This window comes from Nocardioides sp. T2.26MG-1 (assembly GCF_950101795.1).
GTDB lineage: Bacteria > Actinomycetota > Actinomycetes > Propionibacteriales > Nocardioidaceae > Nocardioides.
Map to the genome: position 1 here is coordinate 165,217 of NZ_CATNLZ010000034.1, position 18,093 is coordinate 183,309.

General features: G+C 69.7%; 21 protein-coding genes. 10 read left to right on the forward strand and 11 right to left on the reverse strand.

What is annotated here, in order from left to right; all coding sequences use genetic code 11:
• Positions 1 to 34 precede the first annotated feature (34 nt).
• The gene (locus QQZ14_RS21195) at positions 35 to 220 is read right to left on the reverse strand and encodes a DUF6767 domain-containing protein (protein WP_284536416.1); all 186 of its coding nucleotides are present in this window, start codon (positions 218 to 220) and stop codon (positions 35 to 37) included.
• A 115-nt stretch (positions 221 to 335) separates the two neighbouring features.
• Here QQZ14_RS21195 and QQZ14_RS21200 point away from each other — a divergent pair, with 115 nt between their 5' ends.
• Positions 336 to 779: a MarR family winged helix-turn-helix transcriptional regulator gene (locus QQZ14_RS21200; RefSeq protein ID WP_284536417.1), complete on the forward strand. Its 444-nt coding sequence runs from the start codon at positions 336 to 338 to the stop codon at positions 777 to 779.
• 74 nt (positions 780 to 853) lie between these two features.
• Here QQZ14_RS21200 and QQZ14_RS21205 read toward each other — a convergent pair whose 3' ends face one another.
• Entirely contained in the window at positions 854 to 1,585 is a 732-nt protein-coding gene (locus QQZ14_RS21205) for a hypothetical protein (protein ID WP_284536418.1), read from the reverse strand.
• Positions 1,586 to 1,753: 168 nt separating this feature from the next.
• On the opposite strand from QQZ14_RS21205, the gene QQZ14_RS21210 reads away from it, so the two are divergent.
• On the forward strand, positions 1,754 to 2,617 hold the full coding sequence (locus tag QQZ14_RS21210; RefSeq protein WP_284536419.1) for an alpha/beta fold hydrolase: 864 nt from the start codon (positions 1,754 to 1,756) through the stop codon (positions 2,615 to 2,617).
• A gap of 36 nt (positions 2,618 to 2,653) precedes the next feature.
• Here the strand turns inward: QQZ14_RS21210 and QQZ14_RS21215 are convergent, their stop codons facing one another.
• Positions 2,654 to 4,876, reverse strand: coding sequence for an MMPL family transporter (locus QQZ14_RS21215; protein ID WP_284536420.1), 2,223 nt, complete (start codon positions 4,874 to 4,876; stop codon positions 2,654 to 2,656).
• A 175-nt stretch (positions 4,877 to 5,051) separates the two neighbouring features.
• Here QQZ14_RS21215 and QQZ14_RS21220 point away from each other — a divergent pair, with 175 nt between their 5' ends.
• Both QQZ14_RS21220 and QQZ14_RS21225 read left to right on the forward strand, forming a co-directional pair.
• Complete coding sequence (locus QQZ14_RS21220; protein WP_284536421.1) at positions 5,052 to 6,191, forward strand: sensor histidine kinase; 1,140 nt, start codon at positions 5,052 to 5,054, stop codon at positions 6,189 to 6,191.
• Positions 6,188 to 6,835, forward strand: coding sequence for a response regulator (locus QQZ14_RS21225; RefSeq protein WP_284536422.1), 648 nt, complete (start codon positions 6,188 to 6,190; stop codon positions 6,833 to 6,835). The genes QQZ14_RS21220 and QQZ14_RS21225 overlap by 4 nt, the downstream gene beginning before the upstream one ends.
• Before the next feature lie 213 nt (positions 6,836 to 7,048).
• Here the strand turns inward: QQZ14_RS21225 and QQZ14_RS21230 are convergent, their stop codons facing one another.
• The 8 genes from QQZ14_RS21230 to QQZ14_RS21265 form a co-directional block, all read right to left on the reverse strand.
• A complete protein-coding gene (locus QQZ14_RS21230) occupies positions 7,049 to 7,993 on the reverse strand; it encodes a hypothetical protein (RefSeq protein ID WP_284536423.1) in 945 nt (314 codons plus the stop codon).
• A gap of 371 nt (positions 7,994 to 8,364) precedes the next feature.
• Positions 8,365 to 8,934 carry a dihydrofolate reductase family protein gene (locus QQZ14_RS21235; RefSeq protein WP_284536424.1) on the reverse strand — a complete coding sequence of 190 codons (570 nt, stop codon included), beginning with the start codon at positions 8,932 to 8,934 and terminating at the stop codon, positions 8,365 to 8,367.
• 23 nt (positions 8,935 to 8,957) lie between these two features.
• Complete coding sequence (locus QQZ14_RS21240; RefSeq protein WP_284536425.1) at positions 8,958 to 9,347, reverse strand: hypothetical protein; 390 nt, start codon at positions 9,345 to 9,347, stop codon at positions 8,958 to 8,960.
• Between the two features lie 113 nt (positions 9,348 to 9,460).
• The gene (locus tag QQZ14_RS21245) at positions 9,461 to 10,228 is read right to left on the reverse strand and encodes a hypothetical protein (RefSeq protein ID WP_284536426.1); all 768 of its coding nucleotides are present in this window, start codon (positions 10,226 to 10,228) and stop codon (positions 9,461 to 9,463) included.
• Between the two features lie 156 nt (positions 10,229 to 10,384).
• Positions 10,385 to 10,936 (reverse strand): PIN domain-containing protein, encoded by a 552-nt coding sequence (locus QQZ14_RS21250; RefSeq protein WP_284536427.1) that lies wholly within the window; start codon positions 10,934 to 10,936, stop codon positions 10,385 to 10,387.
• Position 10,937: 1 nt separating this feature from the next.
• Entirely contained in the window at positions 10,938 to 11,393 is a 456-nt protein-coding gene (locus QQZ14_RS21255; protein ID WP_284536428.1) for a helix-turn-helix domain-containing protein, read from the reverse strand.
• Between the two features lie 73 nt (positions 11,394 to 11,466).
• Entirely contained in the window at positions 11,467 to 11,694 is a 228-nt protein-coding gene (locus QQZ14_RS21260) for a tyrosine-type recombinase/integrase (RefSeq protein ID WP_284536429.1), read from the reverse strand.
• A 638-nt stretch (positions 11,695 to 12,332) separates the two neighbouring features.
• Entirely contained in the window at positions 12,333 to 12,734 is a 402-nt protein-coding gene (locus tag QQZ14_RS21265) for a MerR family DNA-binding transcriptional regulator (protein ID WP_224280312.1), read from the reverse strand.
• A 54-nt stretch (positions 12,735 to 12,788) separates the two neighbouring features.
• Here QQZ14_RS21265 and QQZ14_RS21270 point away from each other — a divergent pair, with 54 nt between their 5' ends.
• The 6 genes from QQZ14_RS21270 (at position 12,789) to QQZ14_RS21295 (ending at position 17,985) form a co-directional block, all read left to right on the forward strand.
• Positions 12,789 to 13,088: a DF family (seleno)protein gene (locus QQZ14_RS21270; RefSeq protein ID WP_224280311.1), complete on the forward strand. Its 300-nt coding sequence runs from the start codon at positions 12,789 to 12,791 to the stop codon at positions 13,086 to 13,088.
• A gap of 290 nt (positions 13,089 to 13,378) precedes the next feature.
• Positions 13,379 to 14,731, forward strand: a complete 1,353-nt coding sequence (locus tag QQZ14_RS21275; protein WP_224280310.1) for a dihydrolipoyl dehydrogenase family protein — start codon at positions 13,379 to 13,381, stop codon at positions 14,729 to 14,731.
• 214 nt (positions 14,732 to 14,945) lie between these two features.
• Positions 14,946 to 15,590, forward strand: coding sequence for a hypothetical protein (locus QQZ14_RS21280; RefSeq protein WP_284536430.1), 645 nt, complete (start codon positions 14,946 to 14,948; stop codon positions 15,588 to 15,590).
• 84 nt (positions 15,591 to 15,674) lie between these two features.
• Positions 15,675 to 16,241: a DUF305 domain-containing protein gene (locus tag QQZ14_RS21285; RefSeq protein ID WP_284536431.1), complete on the forward strand. Its 567-nt coding sequence runs from the start codon at positions 15,675 to 15,677 to the stop codon at positions 16,239 to 16,241.
• A gap of 72 nt (positions 16,242 to 16,313) precedes the next feature.
• Positions 16,314 to 17,153, forward strand: coding sequence for a F510_1955 family glycosylhydrolase (locus QQZ14_RS21290; protein WP_284536432.1), 840 nt, complete (start codon positions 16,314 to 16,316; stop codon positions 17,151 to 17,153).
• A 121-nt stretch (positions 17,154 to 17,274) separates the two neighbouring features.
• A complete protein-coding gene (locus QQZ14_RS21295) occupies positions 17,275 to 17,985 on the forward strand; it encodes a DUF3152 domain-containing protein (protein ID WP_284536433.1) in 711 nt (236 codons plus the stop codon).
• Positions 17,986 to 18,093 lie beyond the last annotated feature (108 nt).

Consider the following 18,093-nt stretch of genomic DNA (forward strand, 5'->3'; position numbering starts at 1 on the left):
CGCGCCCGCGCGGGAGGGCGGTCCTCGAGCAGGCCTATCCGACCTTCTCGTCATCGAGGGCGCGGGCCGCCTCTCGACGGAGCTCGGCGAGCCGCTCGACGAGCTCCGGGTCCCTCATCACGAGGTAGACCGCCGGGCAGTTCTCGGGGCCGGTGGCGCCGGGCTCGCACAGCGTGCAGAACTCGCCGGGCCGCAGCGGGCACCTCGGGTCGGGCCTCATCCGACCCGCCCCGGCATCGCCGCCGACGTTGCCGCCATGACCCTCTCCCCAGTATTGTTCGTAGTGCGAACCATACTAGTTCGCATCGCGAACGAATACCAAGTTGGAGCGTCACGTGCCCGAGGAGCTGGGAGTTGCCGCCGGCCTGGTGCGGCTCACGTTCCTCGTGCAGTCGGTCTACGCCGAGGTGTGCCGCGAGCACGGCCTGACCCCGCCGCAGGCGCAGCTGCTGTGCGTGGTGACCGACGCGCCCCGCCGGATGTCCGACCTCGTCCCGACCATGCGCCTGGAGAAGTCCAGCCTGACCGGGCTCGTGGACCGCGTCGAGCGCAAGGGCTGGGTACGCCGGGTCGCCTCCCCCGAGGACGGCCGCGCCGTCACGGTCGAGCTCACCGCCTCCGGCCGCCGGCTGGCCGAGACGTTCCGGGCCCAGGCCACCGACCGGTTGAACGAGATGGTCGCGTGCATGCCCCCGGACGTGTGCACGACGTTCGCCTCGATCGCGGACCGCATCGTGAGCGAGCACGCCGTCCCGGCCGTGTTCCCCGACGCGTCCTGAGCCCACCGACCGCCCGGCCTGCGGCTGCCGAGACCGCGACGCCAGGTCTGGGGCGAGGTCGATCCTCGGACTCGTCAGCGGTGGTGGACCGAGACGAGCACGAAGGACTCGTTGCCGCCCGACATGTCCTTCTCGCGGACGATGCCGAGGCCGGGCGCGTAGAGCTTGAGCGAGAGCACGTTCCTCTCCAGCCGGGTCCACTCGAAGCTGCGCACCAGGTGGTGGAGCGTGCCGTAGGGCACCGTGGTGGAGGCGTTGCGCTGCACGATCCAGGCCTGGTCCTCGGCGTGGCCCCGATAGAGCTCCTGCCGGTAGGCGTCGGTGGGCCGCGGGTCCGCCGGCATGATCAGGCCGGCGACCGCACCGCGGGCTCCGGCCTGCCAGGACCCCTCCCTGCTCTCGAGACGCCCGTGCTCGTCGTACGTCGCGGTCGCCTCCCCGAAGTACCAGACGTTCCCGTCGTTGTCGGGGGCGTACCAGTCCTGGGTCTTCTCCGCCAGGCTGCCGTCGGCCCGGCGGAGGACGTCGCTGACCACGGTGGTCGTGACGCCCTGGATCACCTTGGTGCGATGCGTCACGACGACCCGCTCGACGTACCGCTCGCCCTCGTCCGTGCCGCGGTAGCGCGACACGGTGCCCGGCCGGAGGGGGAAGTACGGGTTCTGTCGCGGGTTGTCGAACTGGCCGGGGTCCACGGTCGCGTCCGTCGCGCTCGGCGCCGGGCCGTGCGCCGACGCGGACACCCCGGAGATGCCACCGACGGTGAGCACCGCGGCAGCGAGGACGGAGAGCTTGCTGGCCTTCATGGGGATCCTCCTCTCAGATCCCTCAACCGTGCCCAACTTCTGCTGAAGACACGCTGAAGCGGGGGCGGCGCGCGGCTTCCGCTCCCGGGATCGGCGGATCGCTCGCCGATGAGTCCCGACCGGCAGGGCGGTCTGCCCGGGGGACGGAACGTGAGGGAGAGGACGTCGATGGACCACCACCCCGCGGCACGCCGCGCGACGATTCGCACGAACGGCGTCGAGCTCGGCATCGAGACCTTCGGGCGCGAGGACGATCCCCTGGTGCTGCTGGTCGGAGGGCCCACGATGCTGTCCTGGCCGGACTCCCTGTGCGAGCGCCTCGGGGCGGGACGCCGGCGCGTGGTTCGCTACGACCTGCGTGACAGCGGCGCCTCGACGACGGTCGACCCTCGAGTCCCGGCGTACGACCTGCGCGATCTCGCTGCGGACGCCGCGGGACTGGTCGAGGCTCTCGGTGCGGCCCGGGCTCACCTCGCGGGAGTCGGCGTCGGCGGGATGGTCGCCCAGGTGGCCGCGCTCGACCACCCCGACGCGTTCGCTGCGCTGACGCTGGTCGCGACTCGGCCGGTCGCACCCGGCCCGGTCGACGACGACCTCCCGGGTCACGACCCGGCGGTCATGAAGCCACTGTTCTCCCGTCCGAGACCGGACTGGACGGACCGCGCGGAGGTCGTCCGGTTCGCTGCCGACGGTGCCGAGCTGCTGGGCAACGACCCCGAGCAGGCAGGGGCGACGGCGGCGCGGATCTGGGATCGCACGCACTCGAGCGAGGCCTCGGTGCACGAGGCGAACCAGCTCGCCACGATGTTCGCCCGGCTGGACTGTGCACCGCGGTGGCGCGAGCGCCTCGGCGACCTCTCACTGCCGACGCTGGTCGTCCACGGCCGGCGAGATCCGTTCTTCCCGGTCGGCAACGCCGAGGTGCTCGCGAGCGAGGTCCCGAACGCACGGCTCCTCGTGATCGACACCATGGGCACCGTGCTGCCGGACTCCGCAGCAGACCAGGTCGCCACCATGATGCTCGGCCTCTGACCAGGGTCCGTAGGCACTCATCCCCCGTCGCCGGTCTCAGCCGTTCCGGACCGGCTCGAGCAGCGGCCCGAGGGCCGGCTGCGGGAGCTGGGCGGGGTGGTCCACGCCGTACTCCCGGTGGCCGTCCATCCGCGGCAGCAGCCGGTCGAGCCAGGCGGGGAGCCACCAGTTGAGGTGGCCGAGCAGCTTCATCGCGGCCGGGACGAGGACCAGGCGCACGATGGTCGCGTCGACGACCACGGCGGTCGCCAGGCCCAGGCCGAGCATCTTGACGACCGGGTCGTTGCCGGCGACGAACCCGGCGAAGACGGCGACCATGATCGCGGCGCCCGCCGAGATGGTGCGGGCCGTGACGCCGATGCCGTGGACGATGGCGTGGTCGCTGTCACCGGTGCGCAGGTACTCCTCGCGGATCCGCGAGAGCAGGAAGACCTCGTAGTCCATCGACAGGCCGAACAGGATGGCGAACATGAACAGCGGGATGAAGGAGATGATCGGCACCGTCGCGTGCAGGCCGATCAGGTCCTTCGCCCAGCCCCACTGGAAGACCATCACCAGGACGCCGTACGCCGCACCCACGCTGAGCAGGTTGAGCACGGCGGCCTTGGCCGGCACCGCGACCGAGCGGAACACGACGACCAGCAGCAGGAAGGACAGCAGCACGACGGCGACCAGGAAGACCGGGAGCCGGTCCTGCACCCGGGTGCTCATGTCGGTCATCGTCGCGGTGTAGCCGCCCACGTGCGCCGTGGCCGGGCTGCCGTCCAGGGCGGCGGGCAGCACGTCGGAGCGCAGCCGCTGCAGCGTCGTCTGCGTCTGCTCGTCCTGCGGGGTGGAGGTGGCCTGCGCGGTGACGATGCCCAGGTCTTCCTCGCTGCTGAGCACGGAGGCCGTGGCGATGCCCGGGTCCTGCGCCACGGCGGCGGCGACCCGCTCGGCCGCGCCGGTGTCGCCCGCAGTGTCGACGGCGATCACGAGGGGGCTGATGGCGCCGGGCCCGAACCCGTCCGCGACCAGGTCGTAGGCGCGCCGCTCGGTGCGCTCCTGGGGGTAGTTGCCCTCGTCGGGCATGCCGAGCCGCAGCGCCGTCACGGGCGCGGCCAGCGCGAGCAGCAGAGCGGTGCCGGTGACGAGGTAGACCACCGGGTGCCGGGTCACGTGGGCGCCCCACCGGGTCCAGCGCTGCGTGGCGCCCGACGTACGACGCGCCCGCTTCCGCGTGATCCGCTGGCCGGCCAGGCCCAGCAGTGCGGGCAGCAGGGTCAGCGCGGCGAGCACCATCACGAGCACGACCAACGACATGCCCACGCCACCGGCGGCCACGAACGGGAGCCCGGCGAAGGTCAGGCCGAGGATGGCGACGACGACGGTGCCACCGGCGAACAGGATCGCCTGGCCCGAGGTCGCCAGCGAGCGGCCGACCGACTCGGGGACGGACAGCCCGCGGGCGAGGAACTCCCGGTGCCGGGTCACCAGGAACAGGGCGTAGTCGATGCCGGCGCCCAGCCCGACCATGGACGCCATCACCGGCGCCCACTCGGGGATGTCGACCACGTAGGCCACCAGCGAGAGCGCGCTCGTCCCGACGAGCAGGCCGAAGAGTCCGATGACGACGGGCAGCCCGGCCGCGACCAGCGAGCCGAACGCGAGGAGCAGGATGACGAGGGCGGTGAGGATGCCGCCGGCCTCGTAGAGGCTCATCGGCGGCTCGGCGAAGGTGTAGTAGAGGTCGCCGCCCGCCTCGAGACGCAGGTCGGATCCGGCCTGCGCCCGGTCGAGCGCCGAGGTGAGCGCGGCGAGCGCGGACTTGTCGGTCTCCGCGATCACGGGGTACTGCAGCCGGATGATGGCGACCCGGCCGTCGGCCGAGACCATCTGGGCGGCCATCGCGGCCTGGGGGTCGCGGGCCAGTGCGCCGGCCGGGTCGGTGGCGCCGAGCTGGTCCTTCAGGCCGCGGAGCTGCTGCTCCACGGCGGCGAGGTCGCGCCGGGCCTGGGGGGAGCCGAGGAACGTCTCGTCCTCGCTGCGCGGGGTCGCGACGACGTACGCCGTGAGCCCGCCGGTCCCGGTGTCGGCGCGCGACAGCAGGTCGGCGGCGGCAGCGGAGTCGGTGCCGGGCGCCTCCATGCTGGTGTCGAGGGCGTGCCCGGCCGTGCTCGCCAGGCCCGCCACGGCGACGGCGACGACCACCCAGATCCCGACGGTCGTCCACGCGTGCTCGGCCGCCCAGCGACCCCAGCGGTACAGGATGTGTGACATGGCAGGCTCCTCGGCTCGGACTGCTGCGGGCTCCCTGCCCGGCGGTCTCCACCGTCGCGCGAGAAGCCGGTCGGGCGGATCGGCGTCGAGGCCGGTGTGGGTCCTCCTTTCGGCCGGTTCTCGGCTCGTTCTTCAGACGGGTACGCCGGGGCTCGCGGGTCCCTAGGCTGGGACCGTGGTCACCGACCGGCGTTCCCTGTGGCGCGAGCCCCGTCCGGTCGACGCCCCGCCCGTCGGGCGTCTCGACTGGTTGCTCGTCGCCGGGTTCGAGGTCGCTGCCCTGGTCGAGGCCGTCGCCCGGCCGGACGTGACCTGGCGGCTCTTCGTCACCGTGCTGGCCGTGGCCATGGTGCCCGCGCTGCTCTGGCGGCGCAGCCGCCCCCTGGCCGCCGCGCTCGTCGGCTTCGGAGCCGCCGGGCTCCTCTCGGTCCTCCAGCTGGCCGCGGACACCGGCGAGCTCGGCCTGTACTCGATGATGGTCGTCGTCATCCTGCTGTACTCCCTGGTGCGGTGGGGCTCGGGACGGGAGGTCGTCCTGGGCCTGGCGTTCGTGGCCGTCGTCGTCGCGCTCGGGCTGTACGTCTCCTTCGCGGGCTGGGCCGACGTCTTCGGCGGGAGCGTCTTCCTGCTGCTGTTCGTCGCCCTCGGCGCGGTGTTCCGCTACCGCGCGGACGTCTGGCGCCGCACGCAGCTGGAGGTCCGCAACCAGGAGCGGGTGGCGATCGCGCGCGAGCTGCACGACATCGTGGCCCACCACGTCTCGGCCATCGCCGTGCAGGCCCAGGCGGGTGGCGTGGTCGCCGGCACCCGGCCCGAGAAGGCGGCCGAGGTCCTCGCCGCGATCCAGTCGGAGGCGTCCCTGACCCTGGCGGAGATGCGGGCCATGGTGCGGGTCCTGCGGGAGGACGGGCCGGCCGCGTACGCCCCGCAGCTGGGCGTCGCGGACCTGCCTGCCCTGGCACGGGCGGAGGCGACCCCGACCGTCGACGTGACGCTGACCGGGCCGCTCTCGCGGCTGCCGCGTCCGGTGGACGCCGCGGTCTACCGGCTCGCGCAGGAGGCCCTGACCAACGCCGTACGGCACGCGCCGGGCGTGACCCGGATCGGGATCGACGTCTGCCGGGAGGGCGACGCCGTCCGGCTGCGGGTCGTCGACGACGGACGGACCGTGCCGGCCGCGGTCGGCGAGCCCGGGTTCGGCCTGCAGGGCATGTCCGAGCGCGCCCAGCTCCTGGGCGGCTCGCTCACCGCGGGCCCGCGGCCCGGCGGCGGCTGGCTGGTCGAGGCCGTGCTGCCGGTGGAGGCGCCGGCATGACCATCCGCGTGGTCGTGGCCGACGACCAGGACCTGGTCCGGACCGGGCTGGTGATGATCCTCGACGCGCAGCCCGGCCTCGAGGTCGTGGGCGAGGCCGGCGACGGGCTCGCGGCGCTCGACCTGGCGACGCGGCTGCGGCCCGACGTCCTCCTCGTCGACATCCGGATGCCCGGGCTCGACGGTGTCGAGGTGACCCGCCGTCTGGCCGGGCCGGGCGTGCCGGACCCGATGGCGGTCGTCGTGATCACCACCTTCGACCTCGACGAGTACGTCCTCGGCGCCCTGCGCGCCGGCGCCCGCGGCTTCCTGCTCAAGGACGCCGGGCCCGACCTCCTCGTGCAGGCCATCCACGCAGCCGCCAACGGCGACGCGCTGATCGCTCCCAACGTCACCCGCCGCCTCCTGTCGACCTTCGCCGACCAGGCGCCGGCCGTGCCGGTCCAGCCGATCGAACCGCTCACCGAGCGCGAGGAACAGGTGCTGGCGCTGGTGGCGCGGGGCCGGACCAACGCCGAGATCGCCTCCGAGCTGTTCATCGGGTTGAGCACGGTCAAGACCCACGTGGCCTCGCTGCTGACCAAGCTCGGCGCACGCAACCGCGTCGAGATCGCCATGTGGGCCTACGACACGCGACGAGTGTGACGTTCGCGCGCCCGCGACGTCGTCGAAGGTCTGACCCCGTCCCCGCGAGCCGGGACCAGAAGCGTGAATGAGCAGCAACACCGGGCCGGCACCGGCCTCCCGATAGCAGAGCCGGGCCCCGTCGACATCCGCGAAGGACATGCCCCCGCGGTCGGACTCTCGTGACCGGGAGCGATGGGGGATCGACGGCGTCGCCACAAGCAGCGCCCTGGATCAGGGTTGGGTATGGATCAGCTCATCGCGGAGCAGTGCGTCGCTGAGGCCGGTATGGACGTCGATGACTCCGAGGCCTTCGTACTCGACCGTGTAAGCGGCTCTCTCGGCGGCGTTGGAGTAGTAAGCCAAGGGTCGGCACGGAGCGACCGGCTCGACCGCGTACTGGTCGAATGCGTACTGAAGGAAGTTCATCGACATCACCGGACGCCGGTCCACCGCCAGCGCTCGCAGCGACGCGGCGGCGGGGTGATCACCCACGTCGAGGCTGGCCGCGCGGCGTCCGAGGCGAAACTGCCGGTACCCCTTTGCGGGCGCGGCCATGGAGAGCAACTCATCGCCCGGCGCCATGTACAGCCACACATCAGCCGAGTACCGCGTCACCGGCCCGCGGGGCATGACCGCCAGACGCAGGACGAGTTCGCCGTCCTCCGTCACTGTCACGGAACGCTCGCTAGTGCCCTCGACGAACGACATGTCCGCCACGAACTTGGCCTCTCCGAAGGCGACCTTGCCCACGGCTGCGCCGATCGGGGAGGTGATGGGGAACGCCAGCTGTAGTGCCCCGAGCCGGTGTCTCGCACTTCGCCTCCGTGAGAACGCCATCGGAGCAGGCCCCGGATCCGAGCGGGCGACCAGCAGTGCGGCGTGCACCATGCCGAATGGAGCGGCCTGTCGGACCTCTCCGCCCTCGAGCCGAGCCGCGAAGAGGTTGGCACGGGCGGCCTCCACGACAACGAGGGCGGACCCGTCCAGCCATCTGACCGGCACCAAGCCGTCGGAGGGCAACATCTGCCGCGCTGCCTGCATCGAGGCCCGGAAGACCGCCATGTAGGCGTCGAGGTCGGGCCAGTGGAACGGCAGGAGGAACCGCGTGCCCTCGAAGTCGCCGAACTCCGAGCGCGGGTTGCCGACGTCAACGCCAATGGGCCGGGTTCGCAACAACCTCACCTTCTCGTCACGAGACTAGGCCTCACCGCGGCCGCCTCACCAGAGTCCTTGGACCCAGGGGCGAACACGCCCAATGACGGGGGGAAGGCGCCACGCCATCAGACTGGGACCTGCGGGCCGTGCGTTCCTCGCGGACGCCCGGGAGCCTCGCGGGAGACGCCCTTCAGCGGTCGACCCGGCGAATCCGTCACCAGCGCCCGGCCGCCATCTGAGACCTTCCGGTGGACAGCGAGGCCAGTCACAGGCCGAGGTCGCGGAGCCGGGTCTGCGTGGTGATCCGGTCGATCGGGGCACCGTTGACAGCGGCGGTCGTGACGTGGCCGGCGCGCAGCGAGTGACCGCCGACCGGGATGCCGTGATCGCGCTCAGGGCGAACCCGGCGGGCCGTCCAGCACCCTCGGCACGTACTCGACCAGCTGGATCCGGCCGTCGAACGTGCGGCTGTCCGTCATGTCGAGGGCGACGTCGGGATAGCCGTCGTAGATGCGCTCGCTGCCTGTCGCTCCCGTGATCACGGGGAACATCACCACCCGGAACCGGTCGACCAGGCCGGCCTCCAGGAGCGAGCGGCACAGCGCGAGGCTCCCGATGGTGCGCATCGACCGGTCACCGGTCTCCTTCATCTCGCGCACGGCCTGGACGGCGTCACCGGCGACCAGGGTCGAGTTCTCCCACTCCAGTGGCTCGGTCAGTGTCCTGGAGAAGACGACCTTGGACACGCCTCCCAGCGCATCCGTCCCGGGCTCACCCTCCTTGGTGAAGCCGTACATGAGGCGGTAGGTGTTCGCGCCCATCAGGAGCCGGTAGTCCCGCTCGGGGTTCTCGCCCAGCCACGCTAGGTACTCCGGACCCTCCAGGCCCCACCAGCCGGGCCAGCCCTCGGCGGAGGCATACCCGTCGAGTGACGTGATGAAGTCGACGACAAGTTCAGGCATGAGTGCTCCTCCTTTTCGCGTCATCACCAGTCTGCGTTCGGGTGGACCTCGGGTCGAGGGCCTGGCACGTCGCACACGTCAACGGTCGACAAGCTCCGTCGACCCCGCACCGAAGGTCCCCATCGCCCGGACAGCGCAGAAGCGTTGTCCTGGGGCGAAGCACCAATCTTGCGCAACGTGGGGACGGCCTCTTCGGCCGTCCCGGTCGTCAGCGCGAGCGCGGCCATCATTTCCTGCAGAGATCTCACGTCGTAGCCGTCACCGCCGCCGGGCTGGGGCGTGATGAGGACAAGGCGGTGGGTCGCGGCGGTGACGATCTGGTCGAGTAACCCCATGTCGGCGTTCGATGGGTCGTAGCCGGAGTCGTTGAGAACATGCCACGCGGTGTCCCGAAGGTCTTCGGGTGACAACATTGAGTCCGAGCCGGTGGCCGTCTCGGTTTGCCGTTGCAGCGTCAGACCGACTCGACAGTGGAGGTCTAGGACGACCTGCGCGTAGTCCCGAAGAGCAGCCACACGAGGACGGGCTACCCGGTGGCTGTGCGAGACATGGAGCCACTCTCTCGCTGGATGCTGACCGCCTCTCGGATCGTCTGCTGGATCGTGCTGCCGTCCTCGGCCGTTGCGGTGACCTTGAGTGCGAGTGTCCCGTCGGTCGCGTCGTATGCCGGGATCCTGAGTCCGGCGGCGAACTCTCCACCGCCGAGGGCGCGCAGCCGCACGTCCTGCCAGGTCGTGCCGCTGTCGGTGCTCACGAACGCCTGCATGTCGCGGACCTGTGGCGCCTGACCGAGCGCGCGGTAGGCGCTCACCACGAGGGTCTGCCTGCTGCGCTCCGGTACGGCGTTGTGCGGGTCGGTGTTCATCCGGTAGCGCAGGAAGAGCATCGGCTCGAACTGACAACCACCGTCGGGACTGCTCCACCATTCCGGACACGCGAAGCCCTGCGGGGCGTGATCCTGGCTGCCCCGGGCAGACCGGAAGGTCCAGGTGGTTTCCGCCGTCGCGGACTCACCGATGAGCCGGTAGTCGGTCGCCTCCGGTGGGAGCCGGTAGGTCGGGCCGTAGAAGAAGTGCTCCTCCTGCGGCAGCTCCGTGCCGTTCGCGAACAGCCGCAGGTGCTCGGGAGTGAACGCCTTGAGTCCGTTGGAGGTGCCGGGGGCCGCACCGGAGATCTCGTCTAGAACCGGGTAGAAGACATCACCCTTCCGGCAGAACGTGCACTCCAGCACGGCCCAACCGCTCCCCTCCCACTTCCCGGGCTGGGCGGCGAACACCTCCGGAGGGATGCTCACCACCCCAGGGACCGCCGGACTCGCGTTCCACCGGACGCCTCGCGTCCCTGGCCGGTCGACCACGTCGAGACGATGGCCGAGGGGCGTGTCGGGGCTACAGGGCTCACCTGCACTTGTTTCAGCCTCAACCGACGAACATCCGCGACGCACCCGCACTCACGGGCGGAGTGCGGCCGACGTTTCGACGAGGCCGTCGCGTTCGAGCATGGCGAGCACGTCAGCGAAGGTGGCCGGCGGGTTCTGGCGGGAGTCGGCGATCCGCTCGACGGCGCCGTAGACCGTCTCGCGGCTGATGTCGATCTGGTCGAGAACAAAGTCGTCGGGTGACTTCGCCTCCATGTCCCAAGCCTCGAGCGCGGCAGGTGGGAAGTCCTTGAGGTTGTCGGTCACGACGACCTGCGCGCGGGCCTTGATCGCGGCGGCGAGCACGTGCCGGTCGTCGGGGTCGGGCAACTCGACCGCGTCGATGAGCGGCTCGTAGCCGGTGACCAGGCAGTCGCGAACTGCTTTGTTCATCAGCTCGCGGGTGCGGGCCAGGTTCTGCGGGGCGAGATCGGGCCGGTTCGCGAGGAGGTTGCGAAACACCTCGTCGAGGATCTGGTCGGTCCACCTAGCCTGGACGAGACCGGCCTGGGCGATTCGGATGAGCAGGTCGCGGAGCGTGCTCGGGTAGAGCACGTTGGCGTCGTACAGGACGACGAACGACACCTCAGAGCAGGCCCATCTCTTGGTTGAGCCGGGTGAGCTCGTCTGCGGCGTCACGCCGCTCCTGGTCGTCGCGGGCCATGTAGGCCATCAGAGACTGGGCCTTGATCCGGCGGTGCTTGCCGACCTTGCGGTACTCGATGTCTCCGGCGTCGAGCAGCCCGATGAGGAACGGTCGGCTGACATTGAGCAGTTCGGCTGCCTGCTGCGTGGTGAGCTCGGCATGCGCCGGCACGACCGAGACCCCCTGACCTGCGGCCATGTGGGCGAGCACCCGCGCGAGGAGCTCGACCGCCCCGCGCGGGACTACAAGTGTCTCCTCGGGGTCGTCGGCGACGACAAGGCGGATCACGCTGTCGGTGTGCGTGGCGAGGTAGTCCTTGACGTGCGGCAGTGCCTCGACGGCGGTGTTGATGTCGGACTCGTCGGGCTGGACGGAGGCGAGTGCCAAGGCGGTCATGGTGACTCCTCTCTCAAGACATCCATTATTCGCAATATTCGAAGCAAACGCAATAGATCAACAGTCGAGGTGGTCAGATGTTTCCGACGTCGAGGCGCAGCGCCTCGATGGCGGCGCGCTCGGCGGCGGTGGCGCGGGTGTAGCGCACGAGCATGTCGGTGCGGGACCAGCCAGCCATGGCCATCAGTCCGGATTCGGTGCCACCAGCGGCCTGCCAGCTGTGGGCGGCGGTGTGGCGGAGCCGGTGCAGGTGGAATCCGTCGATGCCGGCGTGCTGGGCGCGGCGGCGCAGGGCCTGCATCGACGATATCGGGAACGACCTAGTTCGGCCGGCGTCAGGCTGGGTCCAGATTTCGCGACAGTAAGTGGACACTGGATCAAATCTCCAAATGCTTTCAGGCTCGGAATCCGTAGATTCCGAGCCTGAACTTTGTAGCGGGGGCAGGATTTGAACCTGCGACCTCTGGACCTCCAGCGTGTGTGCGTTCCGCCGCTGGATCCTTTGACCGCACTTGCCGATGTGTGCTCTGACCTGCGCAGACGCGCAAAACCCAGCGCGCCGAATCCAGATCTTCTTGACGCTATGTGCTCAGATCAGACGGCTTGCGCTGACGTTTTCGGGACATAAGCGCGGCGTGGCTCGAATCGCAGTCGGACCCACTGGTGCGGCCGAACGGCGGTTGGTCGAGCGGCGGCCAAGTGGTGGTTGCCCGTCCAGGCACCTCGCAGCGCACACCATTACGAGGCGACGGCGCAGTAGTGGACGAAGTGCTTCATCTGGGTGCCTGCGGCCCCTACAGCTGCCAGGCCGCTCGCACCCTGGCGCGCAGCCCACCGCCGACGTCAACGGGACGATCACCGACGTCCCCCGGATGCAGGCGTCACTGCCGCCATGATGGACACCTGCGAACTCCCCGCCCTACAACCTCGACCCTTGCCTCACGTGTCTCGCACGATGATGTGACAGATCTTGGTGTCGGTGCAGTCAGCAGGATCAAGCCGGTCACTGCGGCTGATGAGCCCCTCAATCTCCGCTTCGAGCGCGGCGAGCTCGCGTTGCCGGGCCCGGATGCCTTCCCGCTTGGTCACGAGCAGGGATTGGACGTGCGAGCACGGGACGGCGCCGTCTCGACGCAGCTCGAGGATGCTGGCCACCTCGACCAGGGTGAGACCAGCCGCCTGGCCGCTGCGGATAAATGCGAGCCGGTTGAGGACCGAGGCGTCGTAGTCCCGGTAACCGTTGGGACCCCGCGGTGGCTGGGGAAGCAGGCCACGCCGCTCGTAGAAGCGGATGGTCTGTGCCGCTACGCCCGCCGCCTCGGCAGCCTCTCCAATGCGCATGGTCTCACTTTACGCTTGACCTTGCACCATGGATCAAGGTTTAACGTGACGGCTATGGACATCACGCTGCTCTACTTCGAGGACTGCCCGAATTGGAAGGTGGCGGACGAACGACTCCGCGTCGTTGCGTCGGAGCGCGGCGACGTCCGCTTGACTCGCCATCTTGTCGAGACTCCGGCGGAGGCCGAGCGCACCGGCTTCCACGGCTCCCCGAGCATCCAGGTCGACGGCGTCGACGTCTTCGCCGAGCCCGACTCCGAGGTCGGCCTGACCTGCCGCCGCTACCGCACGCCGGATGGATTCCAAGGCGCACCGACCCTCGAGCAACTACGGGCGGTCCTGGCCGATGCGTGACCGCATCACCACCATCGGCCCCATCGCGGCAACGGCCGACGCCATCGGCCTCTGCTGCGGCCTGCCGGTCCTGTTGTCGCTGGGGATCGCCGGCGCCATCGCCAGCTGGTCCCTGCAGAACTGGGTGCTGATCTGGGCTCGTGCTCGCCGCTGCCCGGATGGGCACGGTGGGTCCGAGGCCGGCGACGCAATCGTCCGAGCCATAGCCCGAGACCGACCGTGCACACGGACACCTCACCCGCACAGAACGCTGACAGCTCCACCGACCTGACAGTCAAGGAGAACACCGCATGAGCCAGCACTTCGACCTGATCGTGATCGGCGCCGGCATGGCCGGAGTCGCCGCCGCGAACAAGTGCGCAGCCCAAGGGTGGGAAGTGGCCATCGTCGACTCACTCCCTTACGGCGGCACGTGCGCCTTGCGGGGCTGCGATCCCAAGAAGATCCTGCGACGCGGCGCCGAGGTCATCGAGAGTGCCCGCCTGCTGAGCGGCAAGGGCATCAACAGCGACGGGTTGTCGATCAACTGGGCGGACTTGATGAAGCACAAACACGGCTTCACCGACCCGGTCCCCCAGAGCATGGAGGACGGCCTGACCCGCAGCGGCGTCACCACCCTGCACGGCCGGGCGAGGTTTACCGGTCCTCGCCAGCTCGAGATCGACGGCACCGTCTACGACGCCGACCGCCTCCTGGTCGCCACCGGTGCGCGACCACGTCCCCTGGAGTTCCCGGGCCACCAGCATCTGATCGACAGCACCGACTTCCTGGATCTCGAGGAACTGCCTTCTCGGATCCTGTTCGTCGGAGGCGGCTTCATCTCATTCGAGTTCGCCCACATAGCCGCACGCGCCGGCAGCGCAGCAACGATCATCGACCGCGGCGAGCGTCCATTGAAGGGCTTCGACCCCGACCTCGTCGAGCTCCTGGTCGACCACGGCCGGGAAGTCGGCATCGACCTGCGCCGACGCACCAGCGTCGTGAACCTGCACCAGTCCGACACCGGCTACCGAGTCGCACTCGAGCACGACGGCGCCCAGGAGACCATCGAGACCGACCTCGTCGTCCACGGCGCCGGCCGAGTCGCGGACCTGGCAGACCTCGGCCTCGACGCCGCCGGGGTCGAATGGGGCGAGCACGGCATCCACGTCGCCGACTACCTCCAAAGCACGACCAACCCGGCCGTCTGGGCCGCAGGCGACTCCGCTGACACCGCCGGGATGCCGCTCACACCGGTCGCGGTTTCGGAGGCCAAGGTCGCCGCCTCCAACATGATCAAGGGCACCACCACGACCCCGGACTACGCCGGCGTGCCCACGGCGGTCTTCACCATCCCTGAACTCACCCGCGTCGGCATGCTGGAATCCGAAGCCCGCCAGGAGGGCATCGATCTCGCCATCCGCTACTCCGACACCAGCGGCTGGTACTCCAACTACCGGATCGGCGCAACCACCGCTGCGACGAAGATCCTCATCGACCAGTCAACCGACCAGGTCGTCGGAGCCCACCTGCTAGGACACGAGTACGGGGAGCTGATCAACACTCTCGGCCTGGCCATCAAGGTCGGCCTCACCACCCGTCAACTGAAGTCCGCGACAGCCGCCTACCCCACCGTAGGGTCCGACTTGGGCTCAATGTTGTAGTTCCCTTGCACGCCACGCCGCCCTGTGGGCCACACCTCCAAGCGCCGTTCCGGTGGGTCCAGGCTTGTGACGCAATTCCTCAGCGCGTTGGCGGCCGCACGGTACGGCGGCTGGCTGACCGGAGTCACGACCTGGGTCGGGAGTTCCCAGGTCGAGCCGAAGGGCGGCGCGTTCGGGAGCTTCCGGCACGGGTATGCGGATGAGATCTCGACCTGTGTCGACTCCGCGCTTCACCATGAGGCCGGATTCGGATCTCCTCCGGCCCAATCCGAACACCGCCCCGGCAGATCCGGTGCTGATCCATCTCCCTGCGCCTTCGGATTGGAATGGTGACCTCGACCGTAACCGCCCCACGACCATGCACCAGCGGCTGCCTAAGATCGAGCTCATGCAGGATCTCCGAGCACCGACCGGGACACGCGGGCCGCGCTACGCGCTGGTCGCGGTTGCCGTCGCACTGTTCGGCCTTCTGTCGATGCACGGCTGGGGCTCCCACACCGGCGCTCACTCCGTGGGAGCCACATCCCAGAGCGCAATCGCCATGATCGCCGCGAGCGGCGCCATCAGCCATGACCACTCCGGGCCGGCTGCCAATGAGCCGGATACCCCCGAACCGATCGTCGCGGGCCACCCAGCGGGAATGAGCTCTGAGGAGCCCGTCGGCGAGAACGGTGCGGGGCTTCTTGGGCTCTGCCTAGCCGTGCTGGCCGGCCTCCTACTGCTGGGGATCGCCCTGCTGCTCGCACGTCGCGGCGTCCGCATCGCCCGCACCATGCTGCCCGCGTGGCAGCCCTTGCGGCTCATCGGGCGAGACCGTGACCCGCCAGGCCTCCGCATGCTCTGTGTGATCCGCTGCTGACAGGCGTCCGCCACGAGCGCCCGACCCGGGCGACTCGGGGCTTTCGCCTCCCCAGACACTGATCACACAGATGGAGAAACACTCATGCGCAAGTCGCTGATCACCGCCGTCGTGACGGCCTCGCTGTTCACCCTCACCGCCTGTGGCAACGAAGACGACACTGACACCGCTGGCGGGCACAACGACGCCGACGTCACCTTCGCCCAGGAGATGATCCCCCACCACCAGCAGGCCATCGAGATGGCCGACCTCGCCGAATCACGCGCTGAAAGCCAGGAGGTCAAGGACCTCGCCACCGACATCGAGGCAGCCCAAGGCCCCGAGATCGAGACACTGACCGGCTGGTTGGAGTCATGGGGCGAGGACGTCCCGGATGAGGGCATGTCGGGCATGGATCACGGCGACATGTCCTCCGACGACATGGGCGGAATGATGACCGAGGACGAGATGGCCGACCTCGAGTCGGCGTCCGGCGCGGAGTTCGACCAGATGTTTCTCACCATGATGATCGAGCACCACGAGGGTGCGATCGAGATGGCGAAGACCGAGCAGTCCGAGGGCGAGTTCCCCGAGGCTGTCGACATGGCCAAGGAGATCGAGACGACACAGGCGGAGGAGATCCAGACGATGCAGGACCTGCTGAAGTCCTGATCTCGTCCCTGGTGCCGGGCAGGACGGAGCTACTCCGCCAGCCCGGCGCCATCCTTACCTCGGAGCCGCCCTATGTACCGACCCCATGTCGCCCTCACAGCCGTCCTCCTCGGTACAGCTCTGCTCTCAGGCGCCTGCGCCAAGGACACCCCGGCAACAACACCGCCCGTAGATGAGGACACGAGCGTCGGCCACATCCACGGTCTCGGCGTCGATCCGGCCGACGACAGCCTCTACGTCGCCACCCACTTCGGCCTCTTCCACGTCGACGAGAGCGGCCGGCCGAGCCGCGTCGCAGACCGGTATCAGGACACGATGGCGTTCACAGTCGTCGGCCCTGGCCACTTCCTGGGAAGCGGGCACCCGGACCTCCGCGAGGACCTGCCCGCCCACCTGGGCCTGACCGAATCCACCGACGCCGGACGGACCTGGACCCCCCTCGCCCTCCAGGGTGAGGCGGACTTCCACATCCTCGAGCCCGCCGGCGACGCCCTCTACGCATACGACGCCACGTCCGGAAGCCTGCTGCGCACCGAGGACCGGAGGACATTCGACGAGACATACCGAGGTCCGCTGATCAGCGTTGCGGCGGTCGATGACAACGACTCGCTGATCGCGACCAACGCCAACGGCCAGCTCGTCAGCATCAACACCAGGTCCGGCGAGACCCGTGAGCTCGGCGGCCCGAACATGATGTACCTCGACACCACTCCCGACGGGAGCCTGGCGGGTGTCGACCCCGACGGCGTCGTTCGGGTCAGCACCGACACCGGTCGAACCTGGCGCGAGGTCGGATCGATCGATGGCCAGCCGGCCGCGTTCACCATCAGTGCCCAGCGCTGGTTCGCCGCGACCGAGACCACCGTCTACCAGTCCACTGATGGCGGCGACACCTGGTCCCGCGTGCTGTGACGGTGCCGGGACGATGAGTAGGCGCAAAGCCACGCATCGACGAGCGGGTTCCCATCGCGCGCCACGTCGGCGTGCCACGGCAGCGCTCACCGGCCTGGCGGCGCTGGCGACGACTGCCGCCGTGGCTGGACCCGTCGCGTTTCTCATCCCCCGCCCGACGGACACCGAAGACGCGGGCGGCCGCACTGCAATTGCCGCATCTCCTTCCGCTGAACAGGCTGTCAGGCGCGAGCGGACCGACGGCGAGGTGGAGGTCCGTCGAGATCGTGACCCAGATCCGAGTGGGCCCCCCTCCCCCGCCACTCGCATTCCGGAGCGCGGCGCAGGCACCTTTGAAGTCGCCGCCGCCGCGCCGCGCGGCTCGCAGAACGGGGTGACGTACCGGGTCGAGGTCGAGCAGGGCCTGCCCTTCAACACGGCGGATGTGGCGCGGCTGGTCGAAGAGACCCTGTCTGATGGGCGCGGCTGGGCGACGCGACACACGCTCGTCCGCGTCGATGGCCATGCCGACCTCCGGATCGTCCTGGCCACCCCAGAGACGGCCGATGAACTCTGCGCACCGCTCGACACGGGCGGTCGGCTGTCGTGCCGCAACGGCGGGGACGTCGTCCTCAATGCCTGGCGCTGGCAGTTCGGCGCATACGGATACGCCGGTGACCTGCGGGCATACCGGCGCTACGTCGTCAACCACGAGACTGGCCACGCCCTGGGCTATCCCCACGTCGGGTGTCCCGGTCCGGGAAGGCTCGCGCCAGTGATGTTGCAGCAGACCAAGGGCTTGGCCGGTTGTCGGCCGAACCCGTGGCCGTCGCGAGTAGATCTCGTCCACTGACGGCACCATGGTTCGGACGGCCGACAGCAGCTTGCGTATGACCTCAGCGCCATAGGGGTACGGGTGGAGTGATGGACCGCCGCCAGCGACCGCCCTTCAGCCGAGCTC

Excerpts from the sequence above, each read along its gene's own strand:
- QQZ14_RS21195 (WP_284536416.1), bottom strand. The coding sequence starts at position 220 with ATGAGGCCCGACCCGAGGTGCCCGCTGCGGCCCGGCGAGTTCTGCACG.
- QQZ14_RS21205 (WP_284536418.1), bottom strand. The coding sequence starts at position 1,585 with ATGAAGGCCAGCAAGCTCTCCGTCCTCGCTGCCGCGGTGCTCACCGTC.
- QQZ14_RS21210 (WP_284536419.1), top strand. The coding sequence starts at position 1,754 with ATGGACCACCACCCCGCGGCACGCCGCGCGACGATTCGCACGAACGGC.
- QQZ14_RS21215 (WP_284536420.1), bottom strand. The coding sequence starts at position 4,876 with ATGTCACACATCCTGTACCGCTGGGGTCGCTGGGCGGCCGAGCACGCG.
- QQZ14_RS21225 (WP_284536422.1), top strand. The coding sequence starts at position 6,188 with ATGACCATCCGCGTGGTCGTGGCCGACGACCAGGACCTGGTCCGGACC.
- QQZ14_RS21235 (WP_284536424.1), bottom strand. The coding sequence starts at position 8,934 with ATGCCTGAACTTGTCGTCGACTTCATCACGTCACTCGACGGGTATGCC.
- QQZ14_RS21240 (WP_284536425.1), bottom strand. The coding sequence starts at position 9,347 with ATGTTGTCACCCGAAGACCTTCGGGACACCGCGTGGCATGTTCTCAAC.
- QQZ14_RS21255 (WP_284536428.1), bottom strand. The coding sequence starts at position 11,393 with ATGACCGCCTTGGCACTCGCCTCCGTCCAGCCCGACGAGTCCGACATC.
- QQZ14_RS21260 (WP_284536429.1), bottom strand. The coding sequence starts at position 11,694 with ATGCAGGCCCTGCGCCGCCGCGCCCAGCACGCCGGCATCGACGGATTC.
- QQZ14_RS21265 (WP_224280312.1), bottom strand. The coding sequence starts at position 12,734 with ATGCGCATTGGAGAGGCTGCCGAGGCGGCGGGCGTAGCGGCACAGACC.
- QQZ14_RS21270 (WP_224280311.1), top strand. The coding sequence starts at position 12,789 with ATGGACATCACGCTGCTCTACTTCGAGGACTGCCCGAATTGGAAGGTG.
- QQZ14_RS21275 (WP_224280310.1), top strand. The coding sequence starts at position 13,379 with ATGAGCCAGCACTTCGACCTGATCGTGATCGGCGCCGGCATGGCCGGA.
- QQZ14_RS21285 (WP_284536431.1), top strand. The coding sequence starts at position 15,675 with ATGCGCAAGTCGCTGATCACCGCCGTCGTGACGGCCTCGCTGTTCACC.
- QQZ14_RS21290 (WP_284536432.1), top strand. The coding sequence starts at position 16,314 with ATGTACCGACCCCATGTCGCCCTCACAGCCGTCCTCCTCGGTACAGCT.